General features: G+C 68.7%; 14 protein-coding genes and 1 tRNA gene. 5 read left to right on the forward strand and 10 right to left on the reverse strand.

Annotation, left to right across the window (positions count from 1 at the left end; all coding sequences use genetic code 11):
• Window positions 1-29: 29 nt before the first annotated feature.
• From VFK57_22790 to VFK57_22810, 5 genes are all read right to left on the reverse strand, one after another.
• Window positions 30-2,024, reverse strand: a complete 1,995-nt coding sequence (locus VFK57_22790; protein ID HET7698561.1) for a C39 family peptidase — start codon at window positions 2,022-2,024, stop codon at window positions 30-32.
• A 3-nt stretch (window positions 2,025-2,027) separates the two neighbouring features.
• Entirely contained in the window at window positions 2,028-2,414 is a 387-nt protein-coding gene (locus tag VFK57_22795) for a PA2779 family protein (GenBank protein HET7698562.1), read from the reverse strand.
• Between the two features lie 34 nt (window positions 2,415-2,448).
• Window positions 2,449-3,624 carry a PilT/PilU family type 4a pilus ATPase gene (locus tag VFK57_22800; protein ID HET7698563.1) on the reverse strand — a complete coding sequence of 392 codons (1,176 nt, stop codon included), beginning with the start codon at window positions 3,622-3,624 and terminating at the stop codon, window positions 2,449-2,451.
• A 94-nt stretch (window positions 3,625-3,718) separates the two neighbouring features.
• On the reverse strand, window positions 3,719-4,153 hold the full coding sequence (locus VFK57_22805) for a VanZ family protein (protein HET7698564.1): 435 nt from the start codon (window positions 4,151-4,153) through the stop codon (window positions 3,719-3,721).
• Between the two features lie 44 nt (window positions 4,154-4,197).
• Window positions 4,198-4,629 carry a BON domain-containing protein gene (locus VFK57_22810; protein ID HET7698565.1) on the reverse strand — a complete coding sequence of 144 codons (432 nt, stop codon included), beginning with the start codon at window positions 4,627-4,629 and terminating at the stop codon, window positions 4,198-4,200.
• Between the two features lie 70 nt (window positions 4,630-4,699).
• Between VFK57_22810 and pdxH the strand changes: the two genes are divergently transcribed.
• Window positions 4,700-5,290, forward strand: coding sequence for a pyridoxamine 5'-phosphate oxidase (pdxH, locus tag VFK57_22815; GenBank protein HET7698566.1), 591 nt, complete (start codon window positions 4,700-4,702; stop codon window positions 5,288-5,290).
• A gap of 82 nt (window positions 5,291-5,372) precedes the next feature.
• On the opposite strand, the gene VFK57_22820 is transcribed toward pdxH, so the two are convergent.
• The 3 genes from VFK57_22820 to VFK57_22830 all read right to left on the reverse strand — a co-directional run bounded on the left by VFK57_22820 (window position 5,373) and on the right by VFK57_22830 (window position 8,353).
• Complete coding sequence (locus tag VFK57_22820) at window positions 5,373-6,020, reverse strand: hypothetical protein (protein HET7698567.1); 648 nt, start codon at window positions 6,018-6,020, stop codon at window positions 5,373-5,375.
• A 106-nt stretch (window positions 6,021-6,126) separates the two neighbouring features.
• Window positions 6,127-7,566, reverse strand: coding sequence for a glycosyltransferase (locus VFK57_22825; protein ID HET7698568.1), 1,440 nt, complete (start codon window positions 7,564-7,566; stop codon window positions 6,127-6,129).
• 187 nt (window positions 7,567-7,753) lie between these two features.
• Window positions 7,754-8,353 carry a zf-TFIIB domain-containing protein gene (locus tag VFK57_22830; protein ID HET7698569.1) on the reverse strand — a complete coding sequence of 200 codons (600 nt, stop codon included), beginning with the start codon at window positions 8,351-8,353 and terminating at the stop codon, window positions 7,754-7,756.
• Between the two features lie 15 nt (window positions 8,354-8,368).
• Between VFK57_22830 and VFK57_22835 the strand changes: the two genes are divergently transcribed.
• Window positions 8,369-8,692, forward strand: coding sequence for a hypothetical protein (locus tag VFK57_22835; GenBank protein ID HET7698570.1), 324 nt, complete (start codon window positions 8,369-8,371; stop codon window positions 8,690-8,692).
• 12 nt (window positions 8,693-8,704) lie between these two features.
• Window positions 8,705-9,136, forward strand: coding sequence for a hypothetical protein (locus tag VFK57_22840; protein ID HET7698571.1), 432 nt, complete (start codon window positions 8,705-8,707; stop codon window positions 9,134-9,136).
• 27 nt (window positions 9,137-9,163) lie between these two features.
• Here VFK57_22840 and VFK57_22845 read toward each other — a convergent pair whose 3' ends face one another.
• Window positions 9,164-9,454 (reverse strand): hypothetical protein, encoded by a 291-nt coding sequence (locus VFK57_22845; GenBank protein ID HET7698572.1) that lies wholly within the window; start codon window positions 9,452-9,454, stop codon window positions 9,164-9,166.
• A 323-nt stretch (window positions 9,455-9,777) separates the two neighbouring features.
• Here VFK57_22845 and VFK57_22850 point away from each other — a divergent pair, with 323 nt between their 5' ends.
• A complete protein-coding gene (locus VFK57_22850; protein ID HET7698573.1) occupies window positions 9,778-10,383 on the forward strand; it encodes a hypothetical protein in 606 nt (201 codons plus the stop codon).
• Between the two features lie 643 nt (window positions 10,384-11,026).
• On the forward strand, window positions 11,027-11,698 hold the full coding sequence (locus VFK57_22855) for a site-specific integrase (protein ID HET7698574.1): 672 nt from the start codon (window positions 11,027-11,029) through the stop codon (window positions 11,696-11,698).
• A gap of 72 nt (window positions 11,699-11,770) precedes the next feature.
• Here VFK57_22855 and VFK57_22860 read toward each other — a convergent pair.
• Window positions 11,771-11,857 (reverse strand) — tRNA-Leu (locus VFK57_22860).
• Between the last annotated feature and the right edge of the window lie 30 nt (window positions 11,858-11,887).

Below are 11,887 nucleotides of genomic sequence, written 5' to 3' on the forward strand. Positions count from 1 at the left end.
CTGTGTTTTTGGGTCGACGCTGCAGCCGGTCACCGCTGCCACCCCACTGAGAACGCGGTCCGGCCGTCACGAAGGCCGCGCGCGACGTCCGCGCGCAGCACGCCGAAGCCGAGCAGGGCGATCCGGAGACCGGCGCCGGCGTCGGCATGGAGGCGCGTGTCGGACGCCGGCAGGCCGCGCGCCGCGCGCGCGAGATCGATGAACACCGCCGGCGCGATCCGCAGCAGCCGCTGTCCCTTCGGCTCCACCCACCGCTGCACTTCCGCGGAGGCGAACGCGATCCGGCGGCCGAACACGCGGCCGTTCACCACGCCGTCGTCGAGCAGCGGGTGCGCGCGCAGCAGCACGTCGCGCGCGTGCCCCGTGTCGGCGCCGGGCCAGAGCGAGGCAGGCGCCGACGCGCTCGCGAATTGATAGCCGCCGCCCGCCATCCACAGCGTCCCGGACGTCGCGGCGTTCGATCGCCAGACTGCGCGCGCGTCGGCGGTGGCGAAGCGTTCCGGCGATCCGCGCCAGCCGCGGATGCCCGCCTCGACGCGCAGCCGATCGAGCACCGGCCAGAGTTGCACGCGCGCGGATGCCGAGGCGGCGCGGCCGGCGCCCCTCCAACGATCGATCGCCGCGCCGCCCGCGACCCTGAACCGCGGCGTCAGCCAGTTGCCGACGCCCGCGCCGACGCTCGTCCGCGTCTCCTCGAACCGCGTCGCCGACGCGAACGTTTGCGTCTCGCGAAACGCGTCGATCGTCCAGACGCCTCCCGGACCGGGCGCCGAGTAGGACGCGCCGACGCGGGGACGGTGCTCCCACCATCGCCATGCGATCTCCACCGCATCGCCGCCGCCGCTCACGTTGGAGAACGCCGCCGCGGCCTCGCTGTTGGCGACCGCGCCGAGTCCGAGCCCGATCCACGCGGGATAGGTACGCGGCGCGCGAGCGCGCTCGACCACCGTGGCGTCCACCTGCGCGCGGCCGTTCTCGACGGGATGAAAGGTGACGCGCGCCGTCGAGACGGCCGGCAGATCGCGCACGCGCTTCTGCGCGAGCCGCAGCGCGTCAGGCGTCAGCAGCGCCCGCGGCTCGACGCCGATCGCGCTCGCCACCACCATGTAGCGCGTGTGCGCCAGCCCCTGGATCTCGACGAGATCGACCCGCGGTTCGCCGAGCGCGTTCCACGCCCTGAGCGCGTCGAGATCGCGGTGGCGCACGTACTCCGCGGTCGCGAGCACGCGCCACGCGTGCTGATCGCCGGGGTCCGCGGCGGTCGCACGCCGCGCGAAGCGGGCCGCGCCGTCCCAGTCCCTGGCGAGCGCCGCGAGTCCCGCCAGCTCGCGCCAGGGCGCGGCGGCGCCGGGACATGCCGCAGCCGCGGCTTCGAACGCGGCACGCGCCGCACGCGTGTCCCCTCGCTCCGCGCTCGTCAGCCCATCGGTCATCGACGACTGGCACGCGGGAGTGAGGCGGGGATCGATCCTGGCGTCAGAGGCGGGCGGAGTCTCCGGCGCGGGCGCCGGAGCGGACGGCGGCGGCGGCTGCACGACGGCCATCCAGCGGTCCGCCTTGCTCCAGCGGGCGTCGAATGCGGACGCCGACAAGGATCGCGACGGCGCACGCGCGGGATCGTGGTGGACGACCGGCCCTCCGTCCGCCGCCGACACCACCACGACGTAGTGATAGCGTCCCGGGCGATCCTCGATCAAGGCGATGACCGGGCGGCCGAGCGTCAGCGCCGCGCGCAGGCGCGGCAGGTCTCCGGCGCCCGCGAGCAGGCGCCAGCCGCGCTCCTCGAGCGCGCGCGCGAGCACCGACGTGCGGATTCCGCCCGCCGACCAGTCCACCAGCGGCGCGAACGCGTCCGCGTAGACGTCGCGCGCGCCCCAGAAGCGCATCACCATCGCGGCGGCGGCGCCGCCGCAGAGCGCTTCGGTCTGCGGAAGGTAGGGAACCTGTAAGGGAGGCTGCGCGAGCGCGGGGGACGGACCGGCCGCCGCGCAGAGCGCGACGGCCATGACGACCCGTTTCAGCAAGGACTAGTCGATGGCGACGATGATCAGGATGATCAGCAGGATGATGATGATCGTCGTCGTCGTGATGACGACCGTCGCACCACCCGCGAGGTCCTGGTTGACCGCGCGCGCCTGGCTCGCCGCCGCGCGGAGGTCATCCCCCTGCAGCGTCGCCAGCGCCGCTTCGGCGCGCTCGGTCGACAGCCCCGCCTTCGCGGCCACCTGCTTCACGGTCGGATCGTTCAGGAAGCTGCGGAGCGTTTCCCGGTCCGCCTGATCCTGGCTGATGCGCTGCTGGACCGCCTGGTCGAGCGCCGACTTGTTGATGACGTGGGTCTGCTGCGCCCACGCCGCCGGTGCGCAGAGCATCACCGCGAGCGTGGTGGCGAGGATTCGACGAAACATCTGCATGAGCTGCCTCCTGAAAAGTCACGACGGACGAACACTACGCCCCGTGACTAGCATCTTTTGTACCCATGTCGCGCGCCAGCAACTGTTCGAGTTCCTCGGCATGGGGCGCGCGCGCCAGCGCCTCGCGCCGCTCGATCAGGCCCTGGCGCACCAGTTGCGCCAGCGACTCCTCGAACGTGAACGAGCCCTGCTTGCGGGTGATCGTGATCTCCTGATGCAGATGCTGCAGCGCGTTCTTGCGGACGTGCTGCCGCGCGCCGTAGCTCACCATCAGCAGCTCCGCCGCGGGCACGAGGCCGCCGCCCGTGCGCGGCAGCAGGGTCTGCACCATCACCGCCGCCAGCGCCATCGACAGCTCCTGCCGGATGGTGTTCTGCCGCTCGTCGGGAAACGAATCGGCGATCCGTCCGACCGTCGACGCGGCGTCGGTCGTATGGACGGTCGACAGCACCAGGTGGCCGGTCTCGGCGGCCGCCAGCGCGATCCGCATCGTCTCGGGATCCCGCATCTCGCCGACGACGATGATGTCGGGCGCCTGCCGCAGCGAGGCGCGCAGCGCCGTCGGGAAATCCGGCGCGTCCACGCCGATCTCGACCTGCTCGACGACGCCGGCATGATGCTGGTGCTCGTACTCGATCGGGTCTTCGATGGTGACGATGTGCCGCGCGTCCCGGCGGCTGATCTCGTCGACCAGCGCGGCAAGCGTGGTCGTCTTGCCCGAGCCCGTGGGACCGCCGATCAGCACCAGTCCGCGAGGCAGGTGCGTCAGCAGCTCGACGCTCGACGGCAGCCCGAGCGAGGACAGCCGCGGGACGCGGGTGGGCAGCGCGCGCAGCGCGGCGGCCGCCCGGCCGCGCTCGCGATGCAGGTTGATCCGGAAGCGTCCCAGCCCCTGGACGCGGAACGAGCCGTCGGCGATCTGCGACTGCCGGTAGATGCGGCGCGCGTGCGGCGGCAGCGCCGGCAGCACGGCTTCCTCGATGTCGATGCCGTCGATCGGGCCGTCCGCGAGCGGGCGGACGCGGCCGTCGACACGGATCGACGGCGGCGCGCCGGCGACCAGCAGCAGGTCGCTGCCCCCGGCGTCCGCGAGCCGCCGCAGCCATCCCTCGACCCGCGCGGTATCGCCGAGCGCCGATCCCCTGGGCGCCGACGTCGAGGCGTGCAGTTCGGCGATCAGCCGGTCGATGTCCTCGGAGTCGCGTCCCACCGGTCCATCCTATGCCAACCTGCCTGCCTGCGTGGTCGACGATCGCCGCCGCGAGCTGGCGATCCGTCTCGCGCTCGGCGCCCAGCCCGGAGCGCTAGCCGCTGCCGGGCTGCTCCTGCTGGCGGCGGCCGTCGCCTGTCTCGCTCCGGCGTGCAGGGTCCCCCGCGCCGCCCCGGTAGAAGGACTGCGCGGCGAGCGAGCCGGCCGCCGCGCCGCACAGCGCCATCAGCACGTCCGTCGCCGAGGGATCCCGCAGTCTGAAGAACAACTGCGGGATCTCGACCGCCATCGAGACAGCGGCTGCCGCCGCGATGGCGCCGAGGACGCCCCTCATCCCGGGCCGGGACTTTGCGAACGACCAGCCGAAGGGCACGAACAGCAGGACGTTGACCAGCATGTCGCGCGGCCGGTCCTCGAACCCGTGAAACGGGATCCACGTGACGCGCGACCACTGCGGTTCGGGCGCGATGCCGAACCACGGGCCGCTGGCGACGGCGATGACGATGATCCAGAACGGCCACGATCGCATCTGCTACAAGCTCGCGGCTGTTTGCCGGATCAACGGAGCCCGGACTACCGGACGACGGTCAGGCGGTCCACCACCTGCGCGACCCCGGCGGTCTCACGCGCGAGCTGCACCGCGCGCGTCCGCTCGGCTTCGGAGGCCACGGTCCCCGTCAACGTCACCACCTGTCCCGAGGTCGTCACGTCGATGCTGCGGGCGCGCACCAGATCGTCCAGCGCCATCTTCGATTTGATTTTCGCCGTCAGGGCCCCTTCGTTGAGCATCGCGCCGGCGCGGTTGGCGGCTTCCGCGGTCTTGGCGCCGACCTCCGCACCGACCTCTTTCGCCTTCTGTGTATCGACGCGTCCCGTGGTCCCGACGGCAGGCCCGGACACCTGCGGCCCGTCGGCGCGATTGCTTCCCCACCACCCGAGGAAGAATGCCCCGGCCGCGACCAGCAGGACGAGGACGACGACCAGCCTCAGCAGTGCGCGGAACATAACAACCCCCTTAATACCAAGGATCCAGTGCACCTTCCGTGCCCGCCGGGAATGTGTGAAGATCGCGCAAATGTCAACCGCTGCGCCCGAGATTGACCCGATCGCGTTGTACTTGCGCCTCGCCGAGCGCGCGAGAGTGGAAGGGCTCGACACCGCACCCATCGCGCTGGCCACGGCCGACGCCGCCGGCCGGCCATCGGTGCGCATCGTCCTGCTGCGCGGCGTGGACGCGCGGGGCTTCGTGTTCTTCACGAATTACGAGAGCCGCAAAGGACGCGAGCTGAAGGAGAACCCGCGCGCGTCGCTGTGCCAGTACTGGCCGACGCTGGAGGAGCAGATCCGCATCGAAGGCCCGATCGAGCTGATCGACGCGGCCGAATCGGACGCCTACTTCGCCGACCGTCCGCGCGAAAGCCAGCTCGGAGCGTGGGCCTCGCAGCAGAGCGCCCAGCTCGAAGGGCGCCAGATGCTGGATGCGCGCCTCGAAGAAGTCGAGCAGCGCTTCGCCCACGGATCCGTCCCGCGTCCGCCCTACTGGGGCGGCATCCGCGTCATCCCCGAGCGGATCGAGTTCTGGTACGGCCGTTCCGGCCGCCTGCACGATCGGCTGCTCTACACGAAAGCCGGCGGCGGCTGGGAAACGAGCTGGCTGTATCCGTGATCGGCCGACCCTCGACCCTCGAACCTCGTCTCGACTCTCACGTCGGCCGCGGGCCCGGCGGCGCGCGGTCGCGGCGGCGCGACTAGTCGGTCCCGCTGCCGCGAAAGTGATCGTCCTCGTCGGCGAACAGGATGTTGAAGCTGGTGAGGCTGCCATAGCAGCCGGTCACGTATCCCTGCAGCTTCAGCTTGGCGTCTTCCGGCAGGTCGGCGGCGTTGATCTGCTGCTCCAGGGTGCGCAGCCGGTTGCGCAGCATCACCACCTTGTGGAAGAAGGTCTCGATCGGCCAGCTCTTCTCCTGGAGCCCCTCGGTCCCGGGGCGCAGGATCAGCTGGCCGTTCCGCCACTTCTCCGCCGGCGCGACCGGCGTGAGTCCCGTCTCTTCGCGGATGATGCGCCGCAGCAGCAGCTCGATGTCGACGTCGCCCGGTTGTTGTGCGCTCACGCGGGGAACCGTCCTTTCACGATCGCTGACCAGCGGGAACGGGTCGCGGGATGGCTTCGTCTCACGCCGAACCACCGGCGCCTGCCCTCCGGAGCCCGGCGTCTTCTCGGCCCGAGCGAAGGAGGGACCGCCGCGATAATTGTGCTCGCTCGAGCAATAGCCGCACGAGACGCGCAGCGGGCGCCCTTCGGTGTCGGTGACGATGACCGTGTGCATCCGATCGATCTTGCAGACGCGGCAGAGATCTTCGATCGAATCGCCGGCGCGGTATTTCCGATCCGCCATCCGGTGATTCTATCCGCGCCGCGGTCTCCCGGCGACGTTCCCACGCGCGCAGCACGGTGTGCGACGAGACCGCGCTTCGTGATCGGCGCCCGGCGGCGCCCGGCCGCTACGCCGGCTTGCGGCCGACGCCGATCAGGCTGAGGCCGCGGCCGATGCGCAGCGCTTCCATCCCTTTGGCGACCGGCAGCAGGCGCTCGAACCAGCGCATCTGCCGCGGATTCAGATCGCGGCGTCCCAGCTGCTTGTTCATCCACCAGCCGGGGACCCCCATCCGGTTGAACTCGTCCATCTTCACCAGCTCGAAGCCCGCCGCCTGCATCTTGCCGCGCAGCTCCGGCTCGGTGTAGCGGCGCACGTGGCCCAGCGCCTCGTCGCAGGCGCTGTACAACGACGGATGCGCCGGCACGAGGATGATCGCGTGGCCGCCGGGCTCGAGCAGATCGTAGTAGGCGCGCAGCACCTGTTCGTCCGGCCCGATGTGCTCGAGCACGTTGAGGCAGACGATGGTGTCGAGCCGCTCCGGCTTGAGCTCGGCGTACACCGCCGGATTCGAGAGATCCCCCTTGATCGTGATCACGTTCTCCAGGTGCCCGAGCCGCCAGTTCGCCATCTCGACGTAGAGCGGGTCGTTGTCGACGCACACCAGCCGCTCGCGATCGAGCAGCAGCTCGGTGAAGTTGCCGATGCCACAGCCGGCCTCGAGCACCCGGCCGCCGAGGTAGTGGCGGAACTGCTGCAGGATCCAGCGGTTCAGCCCGCGCGCCCGCCGCATGCTCTGGAGCACGTAGTAGCCGTCGTGCGTGGTGAACCGATCGTCGACGAAGCGGTACTTGATCAGCGTCCAGATCGCCGACACCGCGTCCTTCCAGCCGATCTTCTTGCCCTCGGCCACGCTGCGCCCGTGATAGCTGATCGGAACTTCGTAGAGGCGGATGTTCCACTGCGCCAGCTTGGTCGTCAGCTCGGGCTCGATGCCGAAGCGGTTGCTGTAGAGGGGCGTCTGCTTCAGGATGTCGGCACGGACGGCCTTGTAGCAGGTCTCCATGTCGGTGAGGTTGATGTCGTTGAGGATGTTGGTGAGCCAGGTGAGGAAGTGGTTGGCGACGCCGTGCCAGTACAGCAGCACCTTGCGCTGCCCCGCCGACGCGAACCGCGAGCCGAACACCGCGTCGGCCTTCCCCTGGAGAATCGGCCCGACGAGCGCCGGGTAGTCGGCCGGATCGTATTCGAGGTCGGCGTCCTGGATGAGGCCGATGTCCCCGCGCATCTCCCGGATCGCGCGGATGATCGCCGCCCCCTTGCCCATGTTGTGCGGCTGGCGGAACACGCGAATCCGCGGGTCCGCCGCCGCCAGCCCCTCGAGGATCTCGGCCGAGCGGTCGCGGCTGCCGTCGTCCACGCAGACCAGCTCCATCGGCAGCGCCACCGGGCTGGCCAGTACGCGCCGGATGATGGTGCGGAGCGTGCGGGCTTCGTTGTAGACGGGGATGAGGATGCTGAGCAGCGGCTCTGCGGATGTCGGCGACTCGGCCATCGTCTGCGGCAAAACACAAGAGCGTATCATGGCGCGGATCGGGCCATCGGGCCATCGGGCCATCGGGCCATCGGGCCATCGGGCCATCGGGCCATCGGGCCATCGGGCCATCGGGCCATCGGGTGATCGGGCGATCGGGTGATCGGGTGATCGGGTGATCGGGTGATCGGGTGATCGGGGGCTGGCGGCGAGCGGCCGGCTACCGCCGGCGGTCCCGGCCTGGTGCGTCGATGGCGCGTTGCAGTTCGCCGGCGTCGAGCCAGACGAGGTGGCAGGGCGGGCAGGTGTCGATCACGATGTTGCCGGGGCCGTAATACCAGTCGGTGATCATCGCGTTGCCGCAGCGCGGGCAGGCGGTCTGCCGATCGAGCTCGCGGCGGTCGGCGGGGCTTGGGGTCACGCTCGGCGTGTCTGCCGCGCGGCGCTTGGCCGTCAGCGTCTCGGCAAAGGCGCGGAGCGGCATCAGGATGCCCTTGCAGCGCTCGCAGATCTCGAGGTGTTCGCGATCGTCCATCACGGCGCGCAGGAGATGCTGCCGGCAGATGGGACACTCGTGCCCCGGTTCGCTGGTCATCCGCAGGCCGTCGGCAGCGGGCTCGGGACAGACCACGGTGCTGCAATGCCCGCACTGCCAGCAGGGGCGAGTCGCGAGGAGGGCCATCGGGGCGCCGCAATTGGGGCAGTTCATGTCAGTGTCGGCGATGCTGTTCGCGTGGCGCTGTCCGCGCAGCGCACGCCAGCCGCCTCGGCAAACTTCAATCGTGCCACAAGCGTACGAAGGTGAGAAGATGCCATCCATCGATCACCCATCCCGATGGAGAACACCATGGGCGACTCGTCGGATGAGGAATTCGCGGCAGAACTCGTGGGAACGCACCTGCTGGTCGGCGTGACCCACGTCGATCACGGCGGCAACGTCGTCCGGCAGGAGCAGTTCCACGGCACGGTGCTGCGGGCGAACGCCACCGAGGGCGTCGTGATCGTCGATTCAGCCGGCGAGGAGCACTGGGTCCCGCTTGATCGTGAAGCCTTCCGCCTCGCCGATCCCGGCACCTACCGGCTGCGCTCGACGGGGGAAGAAGTCGTCGATCCCGAATGGCTGAGTACCTGGACCGTCTACCCGCCCGACCACCACTAGAGGGAGATGAGCATGATCAAACGACTCGCGCTTCTTACGCTGGGAGTGGCAGTCCTGCACGTCAGTGCGGCGGGCGCCCAGCAGTGCGTTCCCGGCGCCACGCTGACGCCCGAGCAGGTGGCGAGGCGTCAGGAGGGCGTGCGGGCGGCGCGCACGATCAACAACCTCGAAGCCAATCAGCCGGGGAGTGCATCGAAGAAATACCTGAGCCAGGGTGAGCTGCCTTCGTCACCCTTCGCAGCCACGCAGACCGGTGCCGCCGCCGCGTTCCTCGAGAAGCTCAACTTCGCGCCCGGCGCAGAGTTGATGCCCGGGTGGGAGTTGACGCTCGACGTGACCGCGACCGGCTACTGGTTTTCGATCCGCGACAAGACGGACCCGTGCGGTTTCACGTTGATCAGCAACCACAACGGTCTCATCCTGCAGGCGCAGCCTCTTCGATAGGAGGGCGTTCGCGCTCCCGGGCCGGCTCTACCTCTCTACGCGCCTGTCGATCCGCGCGACCACCAGCCTGAGGTTGAACCAATGCTCGACCGCGGGGCGCCCGACTCCCGGTGACGGGGCCTGACATCCGATGAAATCCCCGCGCACGTCGATGACCGTGCAGTCGCGGCCGCCCCCGTTCGCCTCGAACGCCACGCTGATCGTCTCACCGACCGTGATTCCGGCGTGCGGGCTCTGCGCCTGTGCGGACGCCCGGGACGACGCCACCACGCTCAACACGATCCCGACGAGAACCAATAGCGGAAGCCACGTGCGCATCTCCACACCTCCATGTCGTTCCCCATTCTGACGACGGGACGGCAGGCGGAGTTGGGGAGAAGGGAAACGCCGACTGTTCCCGCGCCGGAGTTTCGGCACGGCTGCCAGCCGAACCTCGCTCGCGCGGCAACGCGAGCGAAGGCTGGTGCCGGGGGTGGGCACGGGCCGTTGGCCCTCCGGAGTTCAAGTTGGCCAGGCCAGTGAGAATCCCGTGCGCCTCGCGCACGGATGTTCGACGGTTGGTGGAGTGGACATCGGGTGGCCAGTGTCGGCGGCGCGCGGCGGTGGTAGGCTCCAAAAGCGTTCTGTGAGGGAGACCTACTTTGGCAAGAAGCCTGATACTGGCGTTGATAATGCCCTGGAGCCAAGTCGCCGCCCCGACGAACGAGGATTGGACTTGGCTCAGTGATCATCGCAACAAGGCGTTCGAGATGGTGCTGCCGTTGCGGCTTGATGCCGGGGAGATCGTGGCATACCGAAGCTACCGCGACCTGTATCAGAGCGTACCGGAATCGCACTTCACCATCGCGGTCATTCGTGACCCCGGGGCTCGCGGCGACCGGTTGACTGCAACGCTGACCCTGCCCTCGGCCGGATCCATTCAAGATCAGCTGCTGAAGTTGCACATGGCGGATCGAACGGCTGCCTTCGAAACCCTTGTCCCTCGTGTCGTGGTCAATCGGCAGACATTCACCGAAGAGAGCTGCCCGGCCCTGCGCCCTCGCGTGAAGGCTCTGTCGAGAGCACGCATCGACATTCCGGATCCAAACACAATCGTCATTCATCCGGTAGTCCATGACATCGTCGTTGACACGCCGACCGGTCGGATCAAGGCGCATCTCGTCAACGGCCGGGACTTGATGGTGCGCTGGTCGGTGGACACTCTGAAGGCGCTCAAGGCATGCGGAACCGCTGGGAAGAGCCGGTAGACGACGGAAGGAGGCACGACCCTTCCGCCCTTCCCCAACTATTCCGAAGGGACGGCCGCAACCTTCCGCCCCTTAAGGGGGGAACGGTTCGCGGCCTCTCGCGTCCTCTCCGTCATCACTGCATCCCCGGCGCGCCAAACTCGCGCACCGTCGGCGGCACTGGCTCATCGCCGCCCGCCGCCCAGAACTTCGCGTTCACGCTCCGGCCCATCGCCTTCGCGTCACCGCCGGTGCAGTAGCGCACCAACCGTTCGCTGTGCAGCTGTTCGAGGCTGTGACCGACGGCCTAGCGTTGCAGCTTGGCGCCCTTGGCAACTTCGTCAGTCGCCTACCACGCGTCACGCTTCAGCCACAAGAACGTCAGGATTTTCTTTGCCGTCGCGCCGTTCTCAACGTCGTGCTCGTCCTTGGGTACAAGATCAACGGTAAGCGGTCGCTCAATTCGACGGTGATCCGGATCAAGAGGCACCTCTTGGCGGATGGGATGGCTGGAAGCCGGAGACGCGAATGGTCACGATTGCGACCGATACCGTCCACGCGTACACGCTTCATCGGCTCGAACAGGGCGCGGCTCCGGCTAGCGTGAATCGCGAACTGGCGATCATCCGCCGCGCGTTTCTCGCTCGCGGTGAAGGGTGGCACGTTGACCGCGAAGCCGCACGTGTCGATGCTCGCGGAGGATAACGTCCGGACCGGATTCCTTGAGCAAGCGGAGTTTGAAGCCGTGCGCGAGGCGCTGCCGGCCCACCTTCGAGGCGTCGTCACCCTCGCCTACTTCACCGCGATGCGCGTCAAATCAGAGACTCTGACCATGCAATCGTCGCAGGTAGACCGCGAGGCAAAGGTGATCCGACTCAATCGCGGCACGACGAAGAACAAGAAGGGACGCGTGCTCCCTTACGGCAAGTTGCCGGAGTTGGTCACGGTGATTGATACGGCGTGGCAGGCACACGAGCAGTTGAAGGCGGCTGAGATTGTCTCGCCGTTCGTGGTCGAGCGTGACGGGGAGCGGGTAAAGGACTTCCGAGGCGTTTGGGAGACGGCGACGGAAACGGCCGGATATCCCGGCAAGCTGCTCCACGACTTCCGCCGCACGGCCGTGCGCAATCTCGTGCGTCGTGGCGTGCCCGAAAAGACCGCGATGCAGATCACCGGGCATAAGACGCGCAGCGTGTTCGACCGCTACGACATCGTCACCGAGCGCGACATCGAGGCGGGACTCGCCAAGCTCACCGATCGACCGGCCGCAGTCGAGCCGAAGCGTCAACGCGGGAAGGTCCGCCAGTTCCCGAAGCGCACCGGGACGGACGGTTAAGGTAGGTTAAAGTCCGGCCGTTTCGAGCCGACCGCGCCGAAGGACGAACGGCGGTAAGTGGTTGGTTCTAACTGCCGGGGGTGGGAATCGAACCCACACGGGCCTTTTGGGCCCTTCGGATTTTAAGTCCGATGCGTCTGCCAGTTCCGCCACCCCGGCTCACTCTGATTCTGACAGAACCGGTTACCG

It is taken from the genome of Vicinamibacterales bacterium (genome assembly GCA_035699745.1).
Taxonomy (GTDB): domain Bacteria; phylum Acidobacteriota; class Vicinamibacteria; order Vicinamibacterales; family 2-12-FULL-66-21; genus JAICSD01.